This window comes from Rhizobium sp. BK376, from assembly GCF_004341625.1.
In the GTDB taxonomy this organism is placed as follows: Bacteria; Pseudomonadota; Alphaproteobacteria; order Rhizobiales; family Rhizobiaceae; genus Rhizobium.
The window spans coordinates 220,635-243,352 of the sequence record NZ_SLZG01000003.1 but is presented as its reverse complement, the minus strand read 5'-3'; the positions used below and the strand labels follow the sequence as shown (position 1 = coordinate 243,352).

25 protein-coding genes and 2 pseudogenes are annotated in these 22,718 nt (G+C 59.4%); 11 read left to right on the top strand and 16 right to left on the bottom strand.

Annotated features, from left to right (window positions below; translation table 11 throughout):
• Positions 1-2 precede the first annotated feature (2 nt).
• On the top strand, positions 3-2,291 hold the full coding sequence (locus EV561_RS09615; protein WP_132520647.1) for an NADP-dependent malic enzyme: 2,289 nt from the start codon (positions 3-5) through the stop codon (positions 2,289-2,291).
• A gap of 90 nt (positions 2,292-2,381) precedes the next feature.
• Here the strand turns inward: EV561_RS09615 and EV561_RS09610 are convergent.
• Together EV561_RS09610 and EV561_RS09605 are read right to left on the bottom strand one after the other, a co-directional pair.
• A pseudogene (locus tag EV561_RS09610) lies at positions 2,382-2,675 on the bottom strand (type II toxin-antitoxin system RelE/ParE family toxin).
• A complete protein-coding gene (locus EV561_RS09605) occupies positions 2,672-2,980 on the bottom strand; it encodes a type II toxin-antitoxin system RelB/DinJ family antitoxin (protein WP_132520644.1) in 309 nt (102 codons plus the stop codon). Before EV561_RS09605 ends, EV561_RS09610 begins: the two are co-directional and overlap by 4 nt.
• Positions 2,981-3,135: 155 nt before the next feature.
• Here EV561_RS09605 and EV561_RS09600 point away from each other — a divergent pair, with 155 nt between their 5' ends.
• Positions 3,136-4,545, top strand: coding sequence for an adenylate/guanylate cyclase domain-containing protein (locus tag EV561_RS09600; protein ID WP_132520641.1), 1,410 nt, complete (start codon positions 3,136-3,138; stop codon positions 4,543-4,545).
• A gap of 54 nt (positions 4,546-4,599) precedes the next feature.
• Here the strand turns inward: EV561_RS09600 and EV561_RS09595 are convergent, their stop codons facing one another.
• The 6 genes from EV561_RS09595 to EV561_RS09570 form a co-directional block, all read right to left on the bottom strand.
• Complete coding sequence (locus tag EV561_RS09595; RefSeq protein WP_132520638.1) at positions 4,600-5,478, bottom strand: GNAT family N-acetyltransferase; 879 nt, start codon at positions 5,476-5,478, stop codon at positions 4,600-4,602.
• Between the two features lie 123 nt (positions 5,479-5,601).
• Positions 5,602-7,935, bottom strand: a complete 2,334-nt coding sequence (locus EV561_RS09590) for an ATP-binding protein (protein ID WP_132520635.1) — start codon at positions 7,933-7,935, stop codon at positions 5,602-5,604.
• Positions 7,936-7,990: 55 nt separating this feature from the next.
• Positions 7,991-8,503 (bottom strand): signal peptidase II, encoded by a 513-nt coding sequence (gene lspA, locus EV561_RS09585; protein ID WP_132520632.1) that lies wholly within the window; start codon positions 8,501-8,503, stop codon positions 7,991-7,993.
• Complete coding sequence (locus EV561_RS09580) at positions 8,500-9,357, bottom strand: RNA methyltransferase (RefSeq protein WP_132520629.1); 858 nt, start codon at positions 9,355-9,357, stop codon at positions 8,500-8,502. Before EV561_RS09580 ends, lspA begins: the two co-directional genes overlap by 4 nt.
• Entirely contained in the window at positions 9,354-10,463 is a 1,110-nt protein-coding gene (locus EV561_RS09575) for a class I SAM-dependent methyltransferase (protein ID WP_132520626.1), read from the bottom strand. The genes EV561_RS09580 and EV561_RS09575 overlap by 4 nt, the downstream gene beginning before the upstream one ends.
• Before the next feature lie 111 nt (positions 10,464-10,574).
• On the bottom strand, positions 10,575-11,159 hold the full coding sequence (locus EV561_RS09570; protein WP_132520623.1) for an NUDIX hydrolase: 585 nt from the start codon (positions 11,157-11,159) through the stop codon (positions 10,575-10,577).
• Between the two features lie 130 nt (positions 11,160-11,289).
• On the opposite strand from EV561_RS09570, the gene EV561_RS09565 reads away from it, so the two are divergent.
• Positions 11,290-11,730 carry a carbon monoxide dehydrogenase subunit G gene (locus EV561_RS09565; protein ID WP_132520621.1) on the top strand — a complete coding sequence of 147 codons (441 nt, stop codon included), beginning with the start codon at positions 11,290-11,292 and terminating at the stop codon, positions 11,728-11,730.
• A 7-nt stretch (positions 11,731-11,737) separates the two neighbouring features.
• Positions 11,738-12,199, top strand: coding sequence for a GNAT family N-acetyltransferase (locus EV561_RS09560; RefSeq protein WP_132520618.1), 462 nt, complete (start codon positions 11,738-11,740; stop codon positions 12,197-12,199).
• A 3-nt stretch (positions 12,200-12,202) separates the two neighbouring features.
• On the opposite strand, the gene EV561_RS09555 is transcribed toward EV561_RS09560, so the two are convergent.
• From EV561_RS09555 to sppA, 3 genes are all read right to left on the bottom strand, one after another.
• Positions 12,203-12,535, bottom strand: a complete 333-nt coding sequence (locus tag EV561_RS09555; RefSeq protein WP_132520615.1) for a LapA family protein — start codon at positions 12,533-12,535, stop codon at positions 12,203-12,205.
• Between the two features lie 230 nt (positions 12,536-12,765).
• Positions 12,766-13,074: an integration host factor subunit beta gene (locus EV561_RS09545; protein ID WP_132520609.1), complete on the bottom strand. Its 309-nt coding sequence runs from the start codon at positions 13,072-13,074 to the stop codon at positions 12,766-12,768.
• A 27-nt stretch (positions 13,075-13,101) separates the two neighbouring features.
• Positions 13,102-14,058: a signal peptide peptidase SppA gene (gene sppA, locus EV561_RS09540; RefSeq protein ID WP_132520606.1), complete on the bottom strand. Its 957-nt coding sequence runs from the start codon at positions 14,056-14,058 to the stop codon at positions 13,102-13,104.
• A 236-nt stretch (positions 14,059-14,294) separates the two neighbouring features.
• On the opposite strand from sppA, the gene lptC reads away from it, so the two are divergent.
• From lptC to ptsN, 6 genes and pseudogenes are all read left to right on the top strand, one after another.
• Positions 14,295-14,960: an LPS export ABC transporter periplasmic protein LptC gene (lptC, locus tag EV561_RS09535; protein ID WP_132520603.1), complete on the top strand. Its 666-nt coding sequence runs from the start codon at positions 14,295-14,297 to the stop codon at positions 14,958-14,960.
• 14 nt (positions 14,961-14,974) lie between these two features.
• Positions 14,975-15,670: an LptA/OstA family protein gene (locus EV561_RS09530; RefSeq protein ID WP_132520600.1), complete on the top strand. Its 696-nt coding sequence runs from the start codon at positions 14,975-14,977 to the stop codon at positions 15,668-15,670.
• Between the two features lie 88 nt (positions 15,671-15,758).
• Positions 15,759-16,496, top strand: a pseudogene (lptB, locus tag EV561_RS09525) (LPS export ABC transporter ATP-binding protein); the annotation flags it as partial.
• Positions 16,497-16,653: 157 nt separating this feature from the next.
• Positions 16,654-18,204: an RNA polymerase factor sigma-54 gene (rpoN, locus tag EV561_RS09520; RefSeq protein WP_132520594.1), complete on the top strand. Its 1,551-nt coding sequence runs from the start codon at positions 16,654-16,656 to the stop codon at positions 18,202-18,204.
• A gap of 243 nt (positions 18,205-18,447) precedes the next feature.
• Positions 18,448-19,023: a ribosome-associated translation inhibitor RaiA gene (raiA, locus tag EV561_RS09515; RefSeq protein ID WP_132521626.1), complete on the top strand. Its 576-nt coding sequence runs from the start codon at positions 18,448-18,450 to the stop codon at positions 19,021-19,023.
• 77 nt (positions 19,024-19,100) lie between these two features.
• Positions 19,101-19,565: a PTS IIA-like nitrogen regulatory protein PtsN gene (gene ptsN, locus EV561_RS09510; protein ID WP_132520591.1), complete on the top strand. Its 465-nt coding sequence runs from the start codon at positions 19,101-19,103 to the stop codon at positions 19,563-19,565.
• Positions 19,566-19,781: 216 nt separating this feature from the next.
• Here ptsN and EV561_RS09505 read toward each other — a convergent pair whose 3' ends face one another.
• Entirely contained in the window at positions 19,782-19,946 is a 165-nt protein-coding gene (locus EV561_RS09505; RefSeq protein WP_165927782.1) for a hypothetical protein, read from the bottom strand.
• Positions 19,947-20,107: 161 nt separating this feature from the next.
• On the opposite strand from EV561_RS09505, the gene EV561_RS09500 reads away from it, so the two are divergent.
• The gene (locus EV561_RS09500; RefSeq protein ID WP_132520585.1) at positions 20,108-20,449 is read left to right on the top strand and encodes a hypothetical protein; all 342 of its coding nucleotides are present in this window, start codon (positions 20,108-20,110) and stop codon (positions 20,447-20,449) included.
• Between the two features lie 46 nt (positions 20,450-20,495).
• On the opposite strand, the gene EV561_RS09495 is transcribed toward EV561_RS09500, so the two are convergent.
• The 4 genes from EV561_RS09495 to grpE all read right to left on the bottom strand — a co-directional run bounded on the left by EV561_RS09495 (position 20,496) and on the right by grpE (position 22,710).
• On the bottom strand, positions 20,496-20,900 hold the full coding sequence (locus EV561_RS09495) for a hypothetical protein (RefSeq protein ID WP_132520582.1): 405 nt from the start codon (positions 20,898-20,900) through the stop codon (positions 20,496-20,498).
• Positions 20,901-21,077: 177 nt separating this feature from the next.
• On the bottom strand, positions 21,078-21,569 hold the full coding sequence (locus EV561_RS09490) for an SRPBCC family protein (RefSeq protein WP_132520579.1): 492 nt from the start codon (positions 21,567-21,569) through the stop codon (positions 21,078-21,080).
• Entirely contained in the window at positions 21,550-21,912 is a 363-nt protein-coding gene (locus EV561_RS09485; RefSeq protein ID WP_132521624.1) for a metalloregulator ArsR/SmtB family transcription factor, read from the bottom strand. The genes EV561_RS09490 and EV561_RS09485 overlap by 20 nt, the downstream gene beginning before the upstream one ends.
• 159 nt (positions 21,913-22,071) lie before the next feature.
• A complete protein-coding gene (gene grpE, locus EV561_RS09480; protein ID WP_132520576.1) occupies positions 22,072-22,710 on the bottom strand; it encodes a nucleotide exchange factor GrpE in 639 nt (212 codons plus the stop codon).
• Between the last annotated feature and the right edge of the window lie 8 nt (positions 22,711-22,718).

Genomic DNA, 22,718 nt, shown 5'->3' with positions numbered 1-22,718 from the left:
ATATGCCTGAGATGAACGACAAGCCGCGCCCAGCCAACGGGATTACCGATCAGGAAGCGCTCGATTTCCATTCGCAGGGTCGCCCCGGCAAGCTGGAGATCAATCCGACCAAGCCGATGGCGACGCAGCGCGATCTGTCGCTTGCCTATTCGCCGGGTGTCGCGGTTCCGGTCAAGGCGATCGCCGCCGATCCCGGTACTGCCTATGACTATACGTCCCGCGGCAACATGGTCGCCGTCATTTCCAACGGCACCGCCATCCTCGGCCTCGGCAATCTCGGCGCGCTGGCATCGAAGCCGGTCATGGAAGGCAAGTCCGTTCTCTTCAAGCGCTTCGCCGACGTCGATTCCATCGACCTCGAAGTCGATACGGAAAATGTCGACGAGTTCATCAATTGCGTGCGCTATCTCGGCCCCTCCTTCGGCGGCATCAACCTCGAAGACATCAAGGCGCCGGACTGTTTCATCATCGAGCAGCGCCTGCGCGAACTCATGGATATCCCGGTTTTCCATGACGATCAGCACGGCACAGCGATCATCGCAGCTGCCGGTCTTATCAACGCGCTGGAGCTGACCGGCCGCGACCTGAAGACGACGAAGCTCGTCTGCAACGGGGCGGGTGCCGCGGCAATCGCCTGCGTCGAGCTCATCAAGGCGATGGGCTTCAATCCCGAGAACATCATTCTCTGCGACACGAAGGGCGTCATCTACCAGGGCCGCAGCGAAGGCATGAACCAGTGGAAATCGGCGCATGCGGCAAAGACCGACAGCCGCACGCTGGAAGAAGCCATGAAGGACGCCGACGTCGTCTTCGGCCTTTCGCAGAAGGGCGCCTTCTCGGAAGAGATGATCCGCTCGATGGCGGACAAGCCGATCATCTTTGCCATGGCCAATCCCGACCCGGAAATCACGCCGGAAGAAGTGGCCCACATCCGCGACGACGCGATCATGGCCACAGGTCGTTCGGACTACCCGAACCAGGTCAATAACGTTCTCGGCTTTCCCTATATCTTCCGCGGTGCGCTCGACGTGCGCGCCACGACCATCAACGACGAGATGAAGATCGCCGCCGTCAAGGCGCTGGCCAGTCTTGCCCGCGAGGATGTGCCCGACGACGTCGTCGCTGCCTACCAGGGTGCCCGGCCGCGCTTCGGGCCACAATATATCATTCCCGTGCCCTTCGACCCCAGGCTGATCTCGGCCATTCCCGTTGCGGTCGCCGAAGCGGCGATCGAGACGGGCGTTGCGCGAAAGGCCATCACGGACATGGCCGCCTATGCGCGGGAACTCTCGGCCCGCCGCGACCCGATCGCCTCCACGCTTGCGCGGCTCTATGAACGGGTTCGCCGGCACCAGAAGCGGATCGTCTTTGCCGAGGCCGAAGAAGAGCAGGTCATGCGCGCGGCCCTCTCCTATGCCAACCAGCAGCTCGGCACCGCCATCCTGCTGGGCCGCGAGGACCTCATTCACGCAACTGCGGAACGGGCGGGCATCGACCTCAACCGGCCGGGACTGGAAATCGTCAACGCTCGCATCTCGACACGCGTCGATGCCTATATCGACTACCTCTATGCGCGGCTGCAGCGAAAAGGCTATCTCTTGCGCGATGTCACTCGCCTGATCCATAACGACCGCAACCATTTCGCCGCCTGCATGGTGGCAATGGGCGACGCCGACGGCATGGTGACGGGGGTTACCCGCAACTACTCAACCGCGCTGGAAGACGTGCGCCGCTGCATCGACCCCAAGCCGGGACACCGCGTGATCGGCGTTTCGCTGGTGCTGGCCCGCGGACGCACCGTCTTCGTTGCCGATACCGCCGTGCACGATATGCCGACGGCGCTCGAGCTTGCGGAGATTGCCGAGGAGACCGCAAGCCTTGCCCGCCGCATGGGCTATGAGCCGCGCGTCGCCCTGCTCGCCTATTCCACCTTCGGCCATCCCTCGGGCGAACGTTCGGAGCGGGTGCGCGAGGCTGTCGCCATCCTCGATCAGCGCCGGGTCGATTTCGAATATGACGGAGAAATGGCGGCTGACGTTGCGCTAAACCGCAAGATCATGGAGGGGCAATATCCCTTCTGCCGTCTCTCCGGCCCCGCCAACGTGCTCATCATGCCGGCTTTCCACTCGGCCTCGATCTCGACCAAGATGCTGCAGGAACTGGGCGGCTCCACCGTCATCGGTCCCCTGCTCGTTGGCCTCGACAAGCCGGTGCAGATCACCTCCATGGGCGCCAAGGATTCCGACATCGTCAACATGGCGGCGATCGCTGCCTATGGGGCTGGGACGTAAGTTCAACTCGACAGCGGCGGCCTTCCGACCGCCGCTGTCGCCTAGCCTTTGGCTCGATTGTCAGCATGTCCGGTCAGACGGCGCTGGGTTTTAATCCGTGGAAAGCTCATCCGGCCACATCTGGGCTCCGTGGAGAACGCGTAGGATTCGGATGCGATCGGGCAGTATGATTTAGGCAAGGATGTAGGGCGTTCGCGGGACAACCAGTTCTCGTGTGCCCTCGATGCGTCCGATCCTGCCGCTTTCCGGAAATTCTAGGAGACGACGTGCTGCCGATGCGACTTGTTGGTCGATTAAAACTGCGGCTTTCGGATTTTCAGCTCGAATATAGGTAAAGATGCCGTCGCGATCGGAAAGTGCATAGCGCGCCCAGACGAGCTTCACTGATCAGCCTCATCAATTTCTTGCAGCGCCTGAGCTCGCCGCTCTTCGAAATGTGCTTCGACGTCCGCGTCGTCGATATCCGGCCGCGTATCGGCAAGCGCCTGCAGAACCTTGGTTCGAAACCAAGTGTCGTGCGCCTCACCATTACTTAAAAGCTCAAGCGGCAAGGCGCCTTCATTGGCAGTTCTGGTGAGCAATATTCGAACGGCGTCGGAAACCGTCAGCCCCATTGTCTCAAGAACAGCAGTAGCGCGTTCCTTGATCTGCGGATCAATCCTTGTCTGAACAAGCGCGGTCGACGCCATCTACTGTCTCCTTCAACCAGAATAGGGTGTAATGCAATTGAATGACGATTTCCACCATCTCCCTCCAAAAGCCATCTCGATCATGCGTGTCCGACCTGTCCGCGTATGAAAGAAAGACGCTGTCCGCAGTCGTGATTTCGGTATAAAATCGCAAGATGGATGACGCTATGCCCCTGTTTGCAGCGCTTAGGCATTCGGCGCTGCCTGATATTGCGGATGCCATAGAGCGGTTGGTCGTCGAAGCACCCGACCATCATCTTTGCCGCGTGAATGCGCTTGCCTTTGCGAACAAGTACGGATTCGACGAAGACTTGACGGTCAACGCCTTTCTGCATGCAGCGCGGCTCGGGCTGTTCGAGATGTCCTGGAACGTCCTTTGCCCGGGCTGCGGCGGCGTTCTCGATGCCAATACCTCACTGAAGACCATCCAGAGCGATACCTATAGCTGCGCGCTATGCGCCGCCGGTTATGAGCCGACGCTGGACGAGATGGTCGAGGTGACCTTCACAGTCAGCCCGCGCGTTCGCCATATCGCGGCGCATGATCCCCACTCCTTGTCTCCCACAGAATATTTCCGGCAGATCTATTGGGGCTCCGGCATCGAGCTTCCGGAAGAAGGTTACGAGGAAAAGGTCGATGCGTTCGTGCTGGAATCGCTCGAACTGCCGCCGGGGGAAAAGGCCGTCATATCGCTACAGCTGCCGGCAGAGTTCACCGTGATCTTCGAGCCTGTCACGCATGCTGCGCAATTCATCGACGTGCAGGGCGAGCCGACCAGGGAGCGGCAGAACCTTTCCCTCGTCTTTGACCGCGTGCAGCGGCATGGCGATGTGCTTAAGCTCAGACCAGGACCCTTACGTCTTTCCGTCGAAAACCGAACGGAAGTGCGCACCCTTCCATCCGTATGCCTTGCCAACGACGCGCTTCATTCGCTGCTGCACAATCGCCGGTCTTTCCTGACGGCCAAGCGGCTGCTTTCCAACCAGACGTTCCGTGACATCTACCGCACCGACACGATCGACGTCGATCAGCGGCTGAAGATCACTAGCCTCACATTTCTTTTCACCGATCTGCGCGGCTCGACGGAGCTTTACGAGCGCGTCGGCGACCTTGCCGCCTTCGATCTGGTGAGGACCCATTTCGGCATCCTCAACGATATCGTCGGCGCCGAGGCCGGTGCCGTCGTGAAGACCATTGGAGATGCCGTCATGGCCACTTTTCCGACGCCCGATCGGGCCATCATGGCTGCCATGCGGATGCGCGAGGCGATGCTCAGCCTCAACAAGGAGCGCGGCAGTGACGACCTGCTTCTGAAAATCGGTATCCACGAGGGACCGTGCATTGCGGTCAGTCTTAACGAGCGGCAGGACTATTTCGGCCAGACGGTCAACATCGCGTCGCGCGTACAGAACCTCGCGACGTCGCACGAGATCTTCGCAACCGGTTCCGTGCTTGGCTATCCCCAGGCGGCAGAACTCTTGAGCACCCACGGCTTGAAGCCGGTATCGCACAATGTCGCTCTTCGCGGCATCACGAACCAGATCGATGTTTTTGCTATCCCGTGATCAAAGCCGCGCAATGGCTCCCTGAAGACGTTTCAAAGCCTTCAGGGATGCAAATCAGCTGGCGAAACGGCCAGCGTCGGCGCCGTAGTAGTTCACATAGCGATCGGAAATGCTTGATATCGGCAGAACGATTAGGACGTCTGTCGTGTTGAAGGCCTGATCGACGACGGCGCCGGAGCCGACCATCGCGCCGAGGCGCAGATAACCCTTGATGAGCGGCGGCAGCGCCATCAACGCCTTCTTGGAATTGACTGCCTCCACAGGCATCAGGTCCATGGTGCGGGCAAGATTCGGAAGCGCGCCAACGGTCCATTCGTCCTTTGCAAGCACATTGTGATGCAGGAAGGACAAGGCGAGCGCATGCTGTTCCGGCTGGATACCCGGGAAGGAAGCGCAACCGAACATAGCGCTCATGCCGTGCTTCAGCGAGTAGGCCCAGTTACCCTGCCACAGCAGCTCGACGGTGCGCTTATTGCGATAGGCAGGCAGTACGCAGGAGCGCCCGAGCTCCATGAAGCGCTTTTCCGGGTGACGGGCGAGCAACCCGTCGATGGCGAATTCCGAAGCAGAATAGAAGCCGCCGTTCGCCATGGCCACTTCCTGGCGCAGCAGACGATAGGTGCCGACGATCTGGTCTTCCGAATCGCCTTCGAGCGAACGGTCGAGCACCAGCAGATGATCACAGATCGAATCATAGGCATCGACGTCGCGCCCGCGGCGCATCGCATCTGCCGGCAACTGAGCATTCATCTCTTCGACGAACACGCGAAAGCGCACGGCCTGCGCGGCATCGATCTCGCGCTCCGTTCGGGCAAGGCGCGTCTCAAGATTGCCGATGCGTCCAAACACATCGCCGCTCACGGGCACACTGGTTTTATTCGACGTCTGAACTGCTTCGCCCTGAATTTCGCGATTCAACATTTCGATAGACATGGCGGTTCCCCTCTACGGGTTGGGTTACACGCCATTAAGCAAATGTATACGACAGGAAAGTGACATGGTGCAATGCGAAATGCAAGAACCGTGCCTGTTCAAAACCTTCCACAAAGCCGGTTTTCAGTGGACGGAAGCGGCCTCCAAAGCGCGGGTTGCAAGTCTCTGAACCTCGGTCACCAGACGCTCCGGATCGACCGGTTTGGCGAGTACGGCATCGGCTCCCTCGAGGAGAGCCTTATTGTGAGTCTCCTGGCGATGGTCGGCGGTCAGCACGAGAATCGGCAGGGCCGGCAGGCCGTCGCGGCGTTCACCGGCGCGTATCCGAGCAAGCACATCCAGCCCTTCTCCGCCGGGCATGGACAGATCCGTGACCATCAGATCCAGCCGGTCCTCGCCCATCTCGGCTGCAATGCCGAGAAGGGTTTCGAAATCCCCGACAAGCTGGACATTGTGCCCCGCCTTCACGAGCGTTGCGCGCACCAGCATGGCGTTGACGGGGTCGTCCTCGCCAAGAACGATACGGAGGCCGGTCGGGGGCTTCACCTCCGGTACTGCCGGGCCGAAACCACGCTGGTTGTCGTTGATCGCATCCCGCTTTTCCATGCCCCGCATGCGGCCGCTGAGCACATCGATCAGCGACTGTTCACGAAGCGGCCGGATGAGCCAGGCATCGAAGAGATCAAGCGGCCGGATCGCGCGTTCCTCGGGATTGACCAGGAAGATCTTGCGCAGATCGGGTGCCGCGATCTGGACGCGGTCCGAAAATTCGCGGAAGAAATAGGGAGCCATACGGTGATCGACGATGATGTCAGTCGGCAGCTCGTCCGCCTTGCCCACCGCACTCAGCGAAAAGCCGCCGATATCGCCGGGTTCAAGCCGCTGGCAATGACCGCCGAGCGTGCGGATCGTGCTGGCGATGCCGATGCTCGCAGGGCCATCCGGCGCAAGCAGCAGCACGCGCGTTCCCTTCAGCAGGCCACGACGGCTCGAACCGCGGTGTTCCGGCGATACGCTTAGGGGGAATCGGATCGTAAATTCGCTGCCCTTGCCTTTTTCGCTGGTCACTGTCAGCGAGCCGCCGAATTCCTTGATGATGCGGGCTGAGATGGGCAGGCCAAGGCCCGTCCCTCCGCTTCTTTCGATCGCGTCGCCGGCCTGTTCATACTCGCCGAATATCCGGGCCTGTACAGCCGGCGTCATGCCTGGCCCGCTGTCCCTTACCGTTATCAGCAGGTCGGCTCCATCGAGGCCGGCTCGGATCAGTACACCGCCCTGATGCGTGAACTTGACTGCATTGCCGATGACGTTGAACAGCACTTGCCGAAGGCGTGCGGGGTCGAAATTCATGAGTTCGGGGACGTCGGCGGACACAGTCGTTCCGACCTCTATGCCTTTTTCATGTGCCCGATGAGACAGCATCTCGACGACGCTTTCGATCAGCTGGCGCAGGGGTTCCGCGCGAGGGCGGAGCTCGAACCGACCGACCTCGATCGTCGAAAAATCGAGAAGGTCCTCGACCAACTGCACCAGCGCGTTTCCGGACTGGCGAATGCCCGCCAGATAATTGCCCTGCTCGGCGGTGAGGTTCGTCTGACTGAGCAGGTGACTCATGCCGAGAATGCCCGACAGCGGGGTTCGGATCTCATGGCTGACAGTCGCAAGAAGCCGGGACTTGGCGGCATTGATGTATTCCGCCTTCAGGCGGGCTTCCTCGCGGGCGTGGGCCGTCAGGCGTTCGTCGGTGACATCGCGGGCGATGCTCTGCACCATCAGGTCGCCGGAGGCCGGATCGCGGATCATGACGTCATGCCAGGCAAAGATGCGTTGGCCGAGCGGCGTGGACATCTCGACATCATAGCGATTGGGCTCGGTGCCCGGACGGAAGGCAAGACCCAACTCTTCGCAGCTCATGCCTTCCGGATGCGGCCTGCCTGTCATCTGCCGGAAGACCGTGTTGGCGCGGACGATGCGGCGATCCATGTTTCGTGTCACGGCGATGTCGCCGAGCTGGTCGTGTATGGTCGCAAGAAGCATGGCGCGTTCGTCCTGCTCCCACTGCCGGTCATACTGATGCTCGGTGTAAGTCTTCGGCTGCGACGAATGAACGCGGCCTGCCGTGCCTTGGCTGTGTCTGACAAAATCTGTCACGGCGATCGCGACGGCCACAAGGATGAGGAAGGCGGCCAGAGCCAGCGGACCACCGGCATAGCCGATGGAGAGCATCAGGACGCCGGCAACAAGACCGCCGCCACTCAGCCAGTAGCGATGAAGCCGCTCCGGAAGTCGAGGCGATCTGGCCTGGGGCGGCGAATTTTCAGCGTTTTCAGGGATATGGCCATCGGCCAGATTTTCCGGCGCAAGCGGAGGCGCATCGATCCGCGGGACACCAGATCTGCGCGCGCCGTCACCAAAGGTGGACGCCAGCCTGTCCTGCAGATTTCCGAGAGCGCTCATGTGAGCCCTCTAACATGAGCACCCTTCCAAATGCCTTCCAGATATCGTTAAAACTTTATCCTTTGGCCTTTTTTGGTAGCAGCAGCTCATCCAAAATGACTGCCGCTGCGCCTACCGAAATCAAGCTGTCGGCGAGATTGAAAACGGCAAAGGACCATGTCTCGGTGTGGAACAGGACATAGTCGATCACGTGGCCGTAGAGAAAACGATCGACAAGGTTGCCGAGCGCACCTGATATGATCAACGCAAAGCCGAGATGGGCGAGCCAGCGGTCCTTCGACGTACGGTGCCATAGCCAGAGCACGAAAACGACGATGACAAGGCGCATGCCGACGATGAACCAGCCGTCCATGCCTGACAGCATCGAGAAGGCGACCCCAACATTATAGGTCCGGTAAAGCGCCAGCATGGGAATGACCGGAACAGCCTCCTGCAGCGGCAGAAAGCGGTCGACGGCGATCTTGATCGCCTGGTCGAGAATGACGGCGATGACGATGAAGATCAGGATCGGCAATGGCCGGGAAAACAATGCGGATTTGCGCGGCTCGGTGGACGGAAGTTCGGTCATCTGGTCTCGCTGAGCGTCAGGATGTGGCGGCGGGCCTCAAACAGCATCACTGCTGTCGCGACTGCCAGGTTGAGGCTGTCGGCGCGACCGGATTGCGGGATGCGGGCAAGCGCATCCGCCTCTTTCGCAAGCATGTCGGGCAAGCCGGATTGCTCATTGCCCATCAGAATGACGACGGGCTTCTTCTTGTAGTCGATGGTCCGGTAATCGACGGCGCCTGCGAGATGCGTGGCAACGACCGAAACCCCGGCGCCCTTCTTCCAGGCGAGGAACTCTTCGGCTGTCGCTTTGGCGACCGGGACGGCAAAGACCGACCCCATCGTGGCGCGCACGGTTTCCAGTGAAAAGGGATCGGTTGCCTCGCCGACGAGGATGACGCCGGAGGCGCCGGCCGCATCGACGGTTCGGATAATCGTACCGAGATTGCCGGGATCACGGACGCGGTCGAGCGCCACCCAGGTTTCGCCCGGCTTCGGATGGATGTCTCGCAGCGTCGTCCAGCGCTGGTCGAAGATGCCGACCACCATCTGCGGATTGTCGCGACGGGTGATCGAGGAAATGACCTTCTCGCTCACTTCCAGCACCAGTCCGCCCGAGGCCACCGTCTTTGCGGCGACCTGCTCGACCAGCGGCTTGCCCTTGGCTGCCTTGGCGTAGACGAGCGTACGGATGGTCCAGCCGAGCTCCAGCGCATCGATGACCAGCTTCAGGCCCTCGGCCATGAAGGTGCCGGTCTCCTCGCGCGTCTTCTTCGATGTCAGCGCCTTGATGTCCTTGATAACAGGGTTGGCAAGGGAGGTAACTTCCTTCACCTGACCGACCCGGCGCGGACCGCGCTCCTGGAATTCGTTCATTTCGGCACCCAACGGGAAAAGAGAGAGGTGGAAAGCGCCTTGCCCGGGGTCTTTCCATCGAGGCCTGCTTCGCGGATGACCAGCTCGCCCGATTCCACGGCGCCACCACGGCCACGCATGGTCTCGCGCATCAGCTCGTGGATCGAATAGAAGCTGGCGCGGATCGAATAGGCGGTCAAGACGAGGCCGAGCGCCTTCGGCGACAGGATCTCGCGGCAGATATCCAGCATCAGCGGTAGGTGCTCGAAGAGATGCCAGACTTCGCCGTTCGGGCCGCGGCCGAATTTCGGCGGATCGGTCAGGATGATGTCATAGGTACTGCCACGTCGTTCCTCCCTCAGGATGAACTTCATCGCGTCTTCGCAGATCCAGCGGATCGGCAGCTTCTCCATGCGGCCGAGCGCCTGGTTCTCGCGCGTCCAGCCGATCGCCTTCTTGGAGGCATCGACATGGGTGACTTCGGCGCCGGCGGCAGCCGCCACCAGCGAGGCGACGCCGGTATAGCCGAAGAGGTTCAGGACCTTCAGCGGCCGGCCGGCCTTCTCGACCTGATCTTTCATCCAGGTCCAGTGGACGATCTGCTCAGGGAAGACGCCGACATGGCGAAAGGAAGTGAAGCGGCCATGGAAATCGACGCCGAGCAGATGCAGCGGCCAGGTCTCGCCGAGCGCCGCCTTCGGAAAGCGCCAGCGCCCCGTTCCTTCCTCATCGGTATCGCCGGTGAAGACGGCATCGACATTTTCCCATGCTTGGACCGGCAGCGACGGCTGCCACAGCGCCTGCCCCTCGGGACGGACGATCCGGTACGGTCCGTATTGCTCAAGCTTCAGGCCGTTGCCGCTGTCGATCAGATGAAAGTCGCCGGCACCGAGGGATTCCAGAATGATCGGCACGCGCTCGGCAGGTCGCTCGCCGGTGCGGGCGATCAAAGGCCGATCAGGCGCTGTGGGAGCCGCCGTTTCGCGGACCGCAGCAGGTTTGGGATTTCGCGCCGATGCGGACGGTGCCGTCGGCTTGGCGGGGCGCTTCTGACGATCGTCCGTGGGCCGCCCGCTATTGGGAGCAGCCGCATTTCTCTGTCCCGGCCGGCGTTCTTTCTGTTTCACGTTCTTTTCCGCGTCCAAATAGTTAGAGCGTCCTCTAGCCACAAAACGAGGCGCAATCAACCTAAGCCGGCGTTCTACAGCCGAAGGGCTCAACCTCTCGCGATGACCGGCCTATTTCAAGCCCCCGTTTATCTTCAGCCAATGTGCCGCTGCATACAGAGCTGCAACATGCATGCCCTGCATGATGAGGGCGCCGGACTGAAGATCGCGAAGGACATCGTCAAGCGGCCGAAAAAGCACTTGCACGTCTTCGCTCTCATCCAGAGATTGCTCCGCTACCTTGTTGAGGCCGAGCGCAAGATAGGTCGTATGGATGTTGTTATGGGTCGCCGAATTGGGATGCGTCACGAGTATTTTGACGAATCTGTCCGCCTCGTAGCCCGTCTCCTCCAGCAATTCGCGTTTGGCTGCTTCCATGGCAGGGTCGTCGGACCGTCTGTCGCTTTCCTCAACCCCACCGGCGACCACACCGAGCACGATTTCGCCGCGACCGTGCCGGTATTCCCTGACCAGCAGGACACGTCCGTCCGGCATAACAGGGACAACGTTAATCCAGTCGGGATATTCCAGCACATGGAACGGGGCGACCAAGGTGCCGTCTGCGGTGAGGCAATCGTCGCTTCTGACCTTGATCCAGCGATCCTGGTAAGTGATGCGGCTAGCGGTAACGCTCCAAGGCTTGGGATCTCGTTCCATGACTGCCATATGTTTGAAGTGTGATGACGGATGAGATTGTCACCGGCGAAATAGCATCTGGGCGCCACTTGGCAAAGCGGTTTCCGATCTGCGATTATCCCGGCTCGAATGCGGAAATGGGAGGAATTGCATGGACATGACCGGGCAAGAGCGGATTGCCGCGCCACGCGATGTGGTGTGGACCGCCCTGAATGACCCTGACATTCTCATGCAGTGCATTCCTCGATGCGAGAGCCTGCAATGGGTTTCGGAAAGCGAATTGACGGCGCGGGTCAAGGTCAAGGTGGGGCTGATTTCGGCAGGTTTTACCATCGCGATCACGCTTTCCAACGTCCGCAGCCCTGAGAGCTACACGATTTCGGCCGAGGGCAAGGGCGGACTTGCCGGTTTCGGCAAGGGGTCGGCGAATGTGGTGCTCGAGGAGGATGGCAGGGAAACTATCCTTCATTACGAGGCCGGCGCTGAAATCGGCGGCAGGATCGCGCAGATCGGGTCGCGGCTCATCGGATCCGCCGCCGGGAAACTGGCGCAGCAATTCTTCGCCGATTTCAACGCGGCGGTCAGCCAATAGAGGGAGAATGTTGACGAACAGATCTTGGACGATCAGGCCGGCCGAGCGGGAAGACCGGACAGTGCTTTCGGATATCTACCTCTATGTGCGCCGCACGACCTTCACATGGGTCGATCCAGGCCAATTCCACGAGGAGGACTTTGCTGCCCATACGCGCGGCGAGCGGGTTTTCGTGTGCGAGGACAGGGCCGTCGGCATTGCCGGATTCCTGGCTTTGTGGGAGCCTGAGGACTTCATCCATATGCTTTACATCAGGCCGCGTTTTCAGGGCCAGGGTGCAGGCACCGCCCTCTTAGAATTCCTGCCTGGATGGCCCGTTCGAGCCTACCGCCTGAAATGCCTTGTGAGGAACAAGCGCGCGATGGGCTTTTACGCGTCCCTCGGCTTCCAGGTCACCGGCAACGGCACCTCGCCAGAGGGGGATTATCTGGACATGCAGCTGAGCGTGGCCGCAGAGATGTCAGGATAGACCCTATTTGGACGGAAGGTGACCGGCGATCTGTTCGGCGCGGCTGCGATGCCTGTCGGCTTCCGCCTGCCAACGGATCGCTTCACGAGCCTCGGTGCGCGCCCGCTTGCGGTGACGGCCCTGGCTGAACCAGGTGGCGGCGGCGCCGATGAGCATGCCGAGGATCAGCGCCACGAAAAGGAAGACGAACAGCGGAGCGTGAACCGCCAACACCTGGTCTTCCGGCCGGAACGGATTGAAGGCGACCGTCGCGGCCTGGCGGTTGGCAACGCAGAAGACGATGAGAATGACGCCGAGCGGTATCAGAACCAGCAGGTTGACGATCTTCTTTGCCATATCCGCAATCTCCGTTTTCCAAGCCCGCAACATATAGCCGGAACTTTCGGCGGCAGAATAGGCAAGATCAAGGCAAGTTCAAGTGCTCGCTTGTCGCTAGAGCGCTCCCGCTTTTCTTCGAATCGCGAAATCGCTCTATCGACTTGATTCGACGCAATTCAGGACGCAAAACCGCGTTACACTTTTGCTTGAATTGCTCTAGCGGCTTTCGATCCGGCTGGTGTCGGATGTCAATTTTCGTCGTCGTGCTCGTCGCCAGAGCCGGGATTGAGGCGCTCGCGCAGCTCCTTGCCCGTTTTGAAAAAGGGAACCCATTTTTCTTCAACGAAGACGGTATCTCCGGTGCGGGGATTGCGACCGGAGCGCGAAGGACGGTTCTTGACCGAGAAGGCACCGAAGCCGCGAAGCTCGACGCGATTGCCTCCTGCAAGCGCATCGGTGATCTCGTCGAGGACAGCGTTGACGATATTCTCGACATCGCGGTGATAGAGATGCGGGTTGCGCGCTGCAACAATCTGCACCAATTCCGACTTGATCACGGTCGTCCCCTTTAAATCATTGATTTATCAATGCCCGACACCCTGCCAAACAGAAAGCAGGCCGTCAAGAAACAACTTCTCGGTCATAAGTTTCTGGAAGTCCTCTCCCTTAACGAGATCACCATAACCAAAAAGATTTAGCAAGCCGGCAGCGGCCTTGGAGAAGAAGAAGGAGGACCTCTTGCCGGAGGCATCCCAATCGACGATCGGGATGTCCTTGCCGACCTTGCGAGTATCAAGATAGGCGCGGATCGCCTCGTCGCCGCCAAGGCTGTCGACGAGCTTGTTCTTCAGCGCCTGGCGCCCGGTAAAGATGCTGCCGTCGGCGAGCTTCACAACCTCGTCGCGCGGCAGCTTGCGGCGATCGGCAACCAGATCCACGAACCAGTCGTAGCTGTCCATGACAAGATTGCGGATCATTGCCTTGGCATCGTCACTGGCCGGATGGAAGGGCGATGGCTCCGCCTTCAGGGGCGCCGACTTGATCTCGTCCAGGGAGACCCCGACCTTGTCCATCAGATCCTTTACCTGCGGATACTGGAAAATGACGCCGATCGAGCCGGTGATCGAGGTCTCGCCGGCAACGATATCGTCGCCAGCCGTGGCAATCATGTAGCCGGCCGAGGCAGCCACCGTGCGGATGTCGGAGACGACGGGTTTCTTTGCGGCCACCGCGCGGATCGCCTTGAATATCCGTTCACCGCCATAGGTCGTGCCGCCGGTCGAGGAAATGGAGACGATCAACGCCTTCACCCGGTTATCGTCCTCGATCTTCTTCAGCCGCTCTAGAAGTTCGGTATCATCCTGGATAAGGCCTGATATTTTGACCCTCGCGATCTGCGGCCCCCGGTTCACGACGAGGTCGCCGCCGGCGACGCTATAGAGCGCGAAGCCTAACGCCACGAGAAGCAAAACGGCCACAATGCGCCAAAAACCGACTTTGCGGCGCAATTGCCGCCTGTCTGCGATTGCAGAACTGTCCATGACGTCCTATTTCCCTCCGTGTCACGAAGCGGACACATAGTTTCCTGGGCGGTTTGAGCAGTAGCGGCACACACCCAGTCATATGAAACATTCATAGAATGGATTTTTCTGCCGAGATTGTTTGTTGCAGAAAAAAATCCATATTGGCAAGTCAATGCAATAATGCGAAAGGACGTGGCGAGCTTGAATATGCACTGAGTGCAGAGTTCTCCCGGCCCCAATAGACGGACCATTGCATGCTCAACACTCTTGAAGCTTCTGACCAGGAAAAAAACAACGCGCTGCGCCGCAATGCGTATAGCGCTGCGTTGTTTCATTCCCGACGGGTGAGAAAGCTCAAGTTCTTGCTTCCGATTGCCGCCCTCATCATCTCCGCAATCTTCATTGCGGTCTCCGTGGCGCGCTCCTATCTGCCGGAAAACATCTCCATCGAAGGCGCCCAGATCGAGGATGGCAAGGTGGTGATGTCGCGGCCGGCGATCGCGGGGCGCAATGCCAACGGCGTGAACTATTCGATGGTGGCGGAAAAGGCGCTGCAGGATCTGAAGAATCCCAACCTGATCACCCTGAAGAACATCAAGGCATCCATGCCCGTCAATGCCGACGTGATCGCGCATGTGGAAGCCCTCAGCGGCGACTTCAATCGCTCGGCAGATACGCTCAAGATGACCGAGCCCTTTACCGTCGTCATGGACAACGGTATGAGAGCTGAATTCAAAACCGCCGACTTGGACATCAAGTCCGGTAACCTTGTCTCAAATGATAGGGTCGCAATCCAAAAGGGCGGTGCATCGGTCGTTGCGCAATCTGTAAAGATGACCGATAAGGGCAAAGTAATCGAATTCGATGGGCAGGTTCAAATGCATATCGACCCATCCACCATACATAATTCAGGCACCTAACAGCCGGACGGCCCATGACAAACGATTGTCGCTTCTCATTCTCTACCTCTGGCCTTCGCAAAGCCGCCTTGGCTGGGACGATAGGCATGCTTGGACTTCTGGCGGCCGCAAGCGCGGGTGCCCAGCAGTCGACGACCAGCAACATGCCGGGCCTGAAGCTTTCGAAGGATCAGCCGATCCAGATCGAAAGCGACAAGCTGCAGATCCACGATCAGGAAAGCACGGCCGTTTTCACCGGCAACGTCAAGGTCGTTCAGGGAACGACCACGATGCAGGCCGGCACGATGACGGTCTTCTATAAGAAGAAGCAGCCTGCCGATGCCAATGCAGCCGGCACCAAGCCCGCAGCCGACGCAAAACCGGCCGCTGACGCAAAGCCGGCCGCCAAGACGCCCGCCGCCGGCGGGGGCAACAATTCGCTCGTCTCCGGCGATGCCGACATCGACCACATCCTGGTCAATGACAAGGTCTATATCGTTTCGGGAACGCAGACAGCGACGGCCGACAACGGCTCCTTCGACATGGCAGGCCAGCTCGCCATCCTCAACGGCGACAAAGTCGTCCTGACGGATGGACCGAATGTTTTCACGGGCTGCAAGCTGACCGTTCACATGAATACCGGGGAAGCGCAATTGGATAGCTGCGGGGGCCGCGTCCAGATTCAGCTCGACCCGAAGTCGCAGCCGTCCGCAACTCAGAAAAGTAACTGATCCCGGTCCCTACGTGAAAATAATGTCGCTCCCCACTAAGCCCGGCAAAGCCGGGCCGCAGACTGGTGTATCCGAAACGGGTGCCCCGGACAAAACCCGCTATCAGGGCACCCTGATAGCGCGCGGCCTGACCAAGACCTATCGGACGCGACGCGTCGTCAACGGCGTCTCGCTTGTGGTGCGGCGCGGCGAGGCCGTGGGGCTGCTCGGGCCGAACGGTGCGGGTAAGACGACCTGTTTCTACATGATCACCGGTCTCGTGCCTGTCGACGAAGGGACGATCGAGATCGATGGCAATGACGTTACGACCATGCCGATGTATCGTCGTTCTCGTCTCGGCGTCGGTTACCTTCCGCAGGAAGCTTCGATCTTTCGCGGCCTGACGGTCGAGGAGAATATCCGCGCCGTTCTCGAGGTTCACGAAAAGAGCCGGGCCCAGCGCGAGCAGAAGCTCGACAGCCTGCTTGAGGAATTCCACATCCGCAACCTGCGCGCGGTTCCGGCCGTCGCACTGTCGGGCGGTGAGCGCCGAAGGCTGGAAATCGCCCGTGCGCTTGCCACGGACCCGACCTTCATGCTGCTTGACGAACCCTTCGCGGGCGTCGATCCGATCTCGGTCGCCGACATCCAGAACCTCGTCCACCATCTGACGGCCCGCGGGATCGGCGTTCTGATCACGGACCACAATGTGCGCGAGACGCTCGGGCTGATCGACCGCGCCTATATCATCCATGCGGGTGAGGTGCTGACCCACGGTCGCGCCAATGACATCGTCAACAATCCGGAAGTGCGCAGACTCTACCTTGGCGACAATTTCAGCCTCTGATACCGTACCGGCAGGCTAGAAATTCACCTTCCCCTTACTGTTCCGCTTGACCAAACCCAATAAAAAAGCAATTTTTGGGCCAGTTGGAAATCCGTGCCTTTTTCCCAAGCGATAAAGAGCGATTTCCCTGGGAGTCGAAGGGAGTTTCGCGTCCATCATGGCGTTATCTGCCAACCTTTTTCTGCGCCAAAGCCAGAGTTTGGTAATGACGCCGCAGCTGATGCAATCCATCCAGCTGCTGCAGATGACGCATTTCGAGCTCAACCAATTCATCGCCCAGGAAGTCGAAAAGAATCCGCTGCTCGAATTTACGACAAATGACGGCGAAATGGGCAGCGAGGACGGTCGCCAGGCAGAAGATGATGGCTACGACAGTCACGGCGAAGACGGCTCCGATCATGGAAGCGGCAACCTGGAAAGCGACTGGTATGAAAGCGACAATACCGGTCATGCGGATCGGCTGAACGCCGAACTGGATACCAATTTCAGCAACGTCTTTCCCGATGACGGCCCGCCGCAGCGCCTCGATGCGCCCGAATTGCTCAGCCAGTGGAAATCCATGCCCGGCAGTTCGGAGCCGAGCGAAGGATACGATCTCGACGATTTCGTCGCCGGGCAGATCTCGCTGCGCGATCATCTGAACCAGCAGATCCCGTTCCTGCTGCCCTCCCCGGCCGACCGGCTGATCGCCCAGCAGCTGATCGACCAGCTCGACGATGCCGGCTACCTGCGGGCAGATATCGACGAAGCGACCGGCCGGCTCGGCACGGAAACTGCGGAAATCGAGCGTGTGCTCGGCATATTGCAGACGCTCGATCCACCCGGCGTATTCGCCCGCTCGCTCGGCGAATGCCTGGCAATCCAGCTCAAGCAGAAGGATCGGCTGGATCCCGCGATGGCGATGCTTTTGGAGCACCTCGATCTGCTGGCCCGACGCGATTTCGCCACGCTCAAGCGGGTGTGCGGCGTCGACGAGGAAGACCTTCTCGACATGATGACCGAGATTCGCCAGCTCAACCCGAAGCCGGGCAGCGGCTTCGAGACCGGCGTGTCCGAGGCGATCATGCCCGACATCATCGTGCGCCCATCGGCCGACGGAAGCTGGCTGGTCGAGCTCAACCCGGATACGCTGCCCAAGGTCCTGGTGAACCAATCCTATTTCGCGTCGATCTCCAAGACGGGGGGCGATTACGCATTCCTGTCCGAATGTCTTCAGAACGCCAATTGGCTGACGCGCAGCCTCGACCAGCGCGCCAAGACCATGATGAAGGTGGCAAGCGAGATCGTCCGACAGCAGGACGCCTTCCTGGTTAATGGCGTCGATCACCTGCGGCCTCTCAATCTCAAGACCGTCGCCGACGCGATCAAGATGCACGAGTCGACCGTCAGCCGCGTTACCTCCAACAAATACGTGCTGACGCCTCGGGGCCTGTTCGAGCTCAAGTACTTCTTCACCGTCTCGATCGGCGCGGTCGAGGGCGGGGACAGTCACTCGGCGGAAGCGGTCCGTCACCGGATACGGACGCTGATCCTGCAGGAGAGCCCGGAGGCGGTGCTTTCCGACGACGATATCGTCGACACGTTGAAGAAAGGCGGCATCGAGCTCGCACGCCGAACCGTCGCCAAATATCGCGAAGCGATGAACATCCCCTCTTCCGTCCAGCGGCGCAGGGAGAAGCGGGCGCTTGCGAAAGTCTCCGGTTTCTAAGCCACAGCATCTTCAACCATACGCTGTCGGGATATTTCGATTCGTTAAGAGACTGTTGACTTTCGCCTTAGTCGCGGCTAGAAGCCCGCCGCAATCGGTGCAAGACATTACCGTGAGACTTATCCCCATCATCCTGAAGGCGCCTGACAAACGCAATTTGTCTTCAATCGTGCGAAGTGCTTGGATGAGCTTGAGGCTTGGCGTAAACTGATACGCGCAGATCACTACAAGAAGGGAAACTCCATGAGTGTGCGTGTATCCGGTAAACATATGGAAATTGGCGATTCTTTCCGTCAACGGATCGAAGACCAGGTCGGTATGGCCGTCACGAAATACTTCGACGGGGGGTATTCGGGCCAGGTGACAGTTGAGAAATCCAGCTCACGCTACGCGGCAGACTGCAAAGTTCATCTCGACAGCGGCGTGGTATTGCACGCAGCCGGCGAGGCAATGGATCCTCAACTCGCGTTCGATGCCGCTCAAGTCCGGATCGAGAAACGTCTGCGCCGCTACAAGCGCAAGCTGAAGGATCATCAGGCAGCGAACCATATCAACGGCTTTGCCGAGGTTGCCTACACGGTCATGGACGGCGTCCCTGATGAGGATGATGAAATTGCCGACGACTTCGCACCCGCGATCGTCGCTGAGAGCACGAAGCAGCTGAAGACCATGTCGGTCGCGACCGCCGTGATGGCGCTCGACATGACCGACGAGCCGCTGCTTCTGTTCCGCAGCCCTGGCAAGGATCACTTGAATATCGTCTACCGCCGACAAGACGGCAACATTGGCTGGATCGACGCAGCCAATATCAAAGGCTGAGAAATGAAGATGGGCGGCGGCCCACGGGCCGCCGCTTCCCGGTCATCGAATCTCGGCGACACGAAGGAACGAAGAGAATGGCGTTGGCAGATCTTCTGCAACAAGATGCAATCATCCCCGCCTTGAAGGCTAATTCCAAAAAACAGCTGCTTCAGGAACTGGCGATCAAAGCCTCCAAACTCACGGGACTGCCCGAGCGGGAAATTTTCGATGTCATTCTGCAGCGCGAGCGCCTCGGCTCCACCGGAGTCGGCAACGGCATCGCCATCCCGCACGGCAAGCTCACAAGCGTAAAATCCATTATCGGCATCTTCGCCCGCCTGGAGGCACCGGTTGATTTCGAGGCACTGGACGATCAGCCGGTCGATCTCGTCTTCCTGCTGCTCGCCCCCGAGGGCGCCGGCGCGGATCACCTGAAGGCCCTGTCGCGGATTGCCCGCGTGCTGCGCGACCAGGATCTGGTCGCCAAGCTCAGGGCCACCAACTCGGCTTCGGCCATCTACGCTTTCCTCAACCAGGAACAGGCGTCCAACGCCGCTTGAAGCGGCTGATATCTCCCTTCTCCCTCCGGGAGAAGGTGGCCTGAGGGGCCGGATGATGGGCGGCACAGCAGACGGAAGGTATTATCCTTCGCTCGCCGCTCACTCTATTTATCGTTTCGCTACCCCATCTCTCCGTCCGCCTACCGGCATCTTCTCGCCGCTGGCGAGAAATGGCCTTTCGGGCGCCCGGCACGATTTGCCGTCTGCGGGGCCGAATTATTCGTAGATTTTCGCGGCTGCGAGCAGCGTGGCGGCGTGTTCCCACGGATTACCCGGCAATGGCTGCTGCCAATCGATTACCCATGCCTGTATGGCTTCCAAAAAGCATGCGAGATCAGCGTTTTCCCATTGCCCTGTTGCGCCAGAATCATTCAGATCCATCCTCAACTGCCTGAGAAATTCAATGAAAGTATCACGGTCGCAAACGAGACTTGGGTTCATCGGAATAGCATGACAAAGCCGGCGTATCTCTGCAATGGGCAAAGCGGCGATGCCCGGAGAGCGCTGAATGCAGCGTGCCAACTCTTTTGGGGAGAACTTACGTGCTGATCGATAGCATCGACGAGCTATATAAAAGGAGGCATTGGCGGTACTGGCGAGTAGACGAACTTGTTGCCAAAAGAGGTCCGGAAAAGAACGATTTTTTGTTCATCAAGCTGATTATGGCTCGGCCTGATTTGACTGAGAAGAACACCATTACCTACTATTTCGACCAATGTATCGATTTCGAGCCCATTAAGGTATCGAACTTTTCCGGCATCCATTTGATGATCGAGCACAAAAGGTCAGACTTTCGCGAAGAGGTTCGCTTTAGAGTGTACGATGAAGAGCACAAAGCGTTTGATTTCCTCTGCGGGCAGTTTGTCGTAGAAATCGATGAGTGACCGGTTTGGGCCGAAAGCCGTCATGGAATCTTCGCCCCACGCATAATCATTTCCAATGGTCGATAAATCTTTTAGCGATTGGGCCGTCCTTGGTAGCAAGGACGCTCCAACCGGGTTTCGCCCCCGGCACTAAAATGCCCACCAGTTCATCGTGTAAATATATCCTGGCAATGGCTTCATATTGCTCGGATGCTTCCCAAGAAATACGTACGTCTGCCGGTTGCTCCATGAATCGAATTGCGAGGTCGGTACGTACATATTCAGCAGGATTCAAAAATGGCATTGCCTCTTTGTCGTGCCATTGGCCCTCAGCCGGGGCATGGCTACGGTTGTATAGCCATACGTCAGCGATAAATTTGTTTTTCCTATCAGTTAAATAACCATAAGCCACTCGTCCATCGTCTTCCACGAGAACGCTGTAACCAGACGCCACATCTCTAACGATAGCCATTATTGAATCTTCTGCGCTCATCGGATGAACCAACTTTATTTGTGGCGACCGCGGGAATCCGGTGAGGGTTTTATACCGCTTGGCTTGGCAAGGCTATGTCCGCAAAGGGCCGATAGCGGCCCAATTCCCTCTTTCATCCCCCTAGAGGCATGGCTGATTGAGCTGAAGGCGCGGCTATCAGACGCCCGCGCCCAGGGTGATGAGAAGTTCATCCAGCTGCTCGAACTGCTCGGGCATCGCGTCTTCCATGCCGACGAACGACTGGTCTAGGGCTTCCTTGGAGGGATAGAGTTCTCGCAGGACCAGCAGCGTCTTGCCGTCCTCTTCCTCGAAAGTGACGGTGGTGACGGCGCCTTCACCGCTTTCGTCATTGGTCCAGACGAGGCGCGAAGGCGGCGTCACTTCGAGATATTTGCCGAAGAAGGCCATGGAATTAGAGGCGTCGCGTCCGAACGCGATACGATAGCCGCCCCCGGTGCGAACATCCATTTCGCAGGAAAGCAGGGGGACGCCAATCGACTTCGGCGCCCACCACAACTTGAACAATTCAGGTTTGGTCCATGCGTCGAAGACGAGACGAACCGGACCATTGAAGGTCCGCGTCACGACGAGTTCGAGCTCGGACCTCCGTTCGACTGCCGTGCGGCTGTCACTCACTCTGCTGCCCATCGATTTTCTCCTTCCGTTTCAAAGCCTCGACGACCTGGTCCAGCGCGTCGAAGCGCGTGTTCCAGATCCGGCGGCGTGCTTCGATCCACGCTGCCTCCTCCTCGAGCGCGCGCAGGCTGAGCCTGCAGGTCCGCACGCGCCCGACCTTCTCCGTCGTAACCAGCCCCGCCTGTTCCAGGATGCCGACGTGCTTCTTCATGCCCGTAAGCGTCATGTGGAACTTGTCTGCGAGTTCCGTGATCGAAGCATCCGCACCGCCGAGCTGCTCCAGAACGCCGCGTCGCGTGGCGTCCGAGAGTGCGGCAAAGGAGGCATCAAGGCGACCTGTCGAAAACTGAACCATTTGGTTCAGTGTTAGCATGCGAAACGGCGTCGCGCAACAGGCCGGCCAGCGGCAGAGCCTCCGAACGACGTCCACGCAAAGACGAAAGGCATCAAACAAAAACGCCGCGCGTCGAAAGACACACGGCGTCATTCATTCCAAAATGCAGCTTTGCGCCGATCAGGCGTCCTTTTCGTCGAGCGGACTATTGGCGCCCGACTCGGATGCCTCGACGATTTTCGGGCCGCCCTTGGCGACGCCGACCATGGCAGGGCGCAGAACGCGCTCGCCGATGATGTAGCCGTCCTGCACGACCTGCACGACCGTGTTGTTCGGCACTTCGGCATTCGGCATTTCGAACATGGCCTGGTGGAAGTTGGGATCAAACTTCTGCCCGACCGGATTGATCTTGCGCACGCCGTGCCGCTCAAGAGCGGACAGCATGGAGCGTTCGGTCATTTCCATGCCTTCGATCAGGGTCGTGAGGCCTGCGTCAGCCGTCTCGCGGGCTTCTGCGGGAATGGAATCGAGCGCGCGGCGCAGATTATCCGAGACGGTGAGCATATCGCGAGCAAAACCGGCAACGGCGTAGGACTTGGCGTCCTTGACCTCGCGCTCCGTACGGCGACGCAGATTGTCCATGTCGGCGGCGAGACGAACGAAGCGCTCACGCACGTCGGCGTTCTCAGCCCTCAGAAGTTCGACGGGATCCGGTTCGGCCGAGACCTGATCGACGGCATCGGCATTCTCCTGCGCGATATCCGCAAAGTTGTCGGCCGCCGTGGCATCAGGTCCGTTTTTCGTTGTTTCGTCGGTCATGACGGTCT

Excerpts from the sequence above, each read along its gene's own strand:
- EV561_RS09615 (WP_132520647.1), top strand. The coding sequence starts at position 3 with ATGCCTGAGATGAACGACAAGCCGCGCCCAGCCAACGGGATTACCGAT.
- EV561_RS09605 (WP_132520644.1), bottom strand. The coding sequence starts at position 2,980 with ATGGCGTCGACCGCGCTTGTTCAGACAAGGATTGATCCGCAGATCAAG.
- EV561_RS09600 (WP_132520641.1), top strand. The coding sequence starts at position 3,136 with ATGGATGACGCTATGCCCCTGTTTGCAGCGCTTAGGCATTCGGCGCTG.
- EV561_RS09595 (WP_132520638.1), bottom strand. The coding sequence starts at position 5,478 with ATGTCTATCGAAATGTTGAATCGCGAAATTCAGGGCGAAGCAGTTCAG.
- EV561_RS09590 (WP_132520635.1), bottom strand. The coding sequence starts at position 7,935 with ATGAGCGCTCTCGGAAATCTGCAGGACAGGCTGGCGTCCACCTTTGGT.
- lspA (WP_132520632.1), bottom strand. The coding sequence starts at position 8,503 with ATGACCGAACTTCCGTCCACCGAGCCGCGCAAATCCGCATTGTTTTCC.
- EV561_RS09580 (WP_132520629.1), bottom strand. The coding sequence starts at position 9,357 with ATGAACGAATTCCAGGAGCGCGGTCCGCGCCGGGTCGGTCAGGTGAAG.
- EV561_RS09570 (WP_132520623.1), bottom strand. The coding sequence starts at position 11,159 with ATGGAACGAGATCCCAAGCCTTGGAGCGTTACCGCTAGCCGCATCACT.
- EV561_RS09565 (WP_132520621.1), top strand. The coding sequence starts at position 11,290 with ATGGACATGACCGGGCAAGAGCGGATTGCCGCGCCACGCGATGTGGTG.
- EV561_RS09560 (WP_132520618.1), top strand. The coding sequence starts at position 11,738 with ATGTTGACGAACAGATCTTGGACGATCAGGCCGGCCGAGCGGGAAGAC.
- EV561_RS09555 (WP_132520615.1), bottom strand. The coding sequence starts at position 12,535 with ATGGCAAAGAAGATCGTCAACCTGCTGGTTCTGATACCGCTCGGCGTC.
- sppA (WP_132520606.1), bottom strand. The coding sequence starts at position 14,058 with ATGGACAGTTCTGCAATCGCAGACAGGCGGCAATTGCGCCGCAAAGTC.
- lptC (WP_132520603.1), top strand. The coding sequence starts at position 14,295 with ATGCTCAACACTCTTGAAGCTTCTGACCAGGAAAAAAACAACGCGCTG.
- EV561_RS09530 (WP_132520600.1), top strand. The coding sequence starts at position 14,975 with ATGACAAACGATTGTCGCTTCTCATTCTCTACCTCTGGCCTTCGCAAA.
- rpoN (WP_132520594.1), top strand. The coding sequence starts at position 16,654 with ATGGCGTTATCTGCCAACCTTTTTCTGCGCCAAAGCCAGAGTTTGGTA.
- raiA (WP_132521626.1), top strand. The coding sequence starts at position 18,448 with ATGAGTGTGCGTGTATCCGGTAAACATATGGAAATTGGCGATTCTTTC.
- ptsN (WP_132520591.1), top strand. The coding sequence starts at position 19,101 with ATGGCGTTGGCAGATCTTCTGCAACAAGATGCAATCATCCCCGCCTTG.
- EV561_RS09505 (WP_165927782.1), bottom strand. The coding sequence starts at position 19,946 with ATGGATCTGAATGATTCTGGCGCAACAGGGCAATGGGAAAACGCTGAT.
- EV561_RS09495 (WP_132520582.1), bottom strand. The coding sequence starts at position 20,900 with ATGGCTATCGTTAGAGATGTGGCGTCTGGTTACAGCGTTCTCGTGGAA.
- EV561_RS09490 (WP_132520579.1), bottom strand. The coding sequence starts at position 21,569 with ATGGGCAGCAGAGTGAGTGACAGCCGCACGGCAGTCGAACGGAGGTCC.
- EV561_RS09485 (WP_132521624.1), bottom strand. The coding sequence starts at position 21,912 with ATGGTTCAGTTTTCGACAGGTCGCCTTGATGCCTCCTTTGCCGCACTC.
- grpE (WP_132520576.1), bottom strand. The coding sequence starts at position 22,710 with ATGACCGACGAAACAACGAAAAACGGACCTGATGCCACGGCGGCCGAC.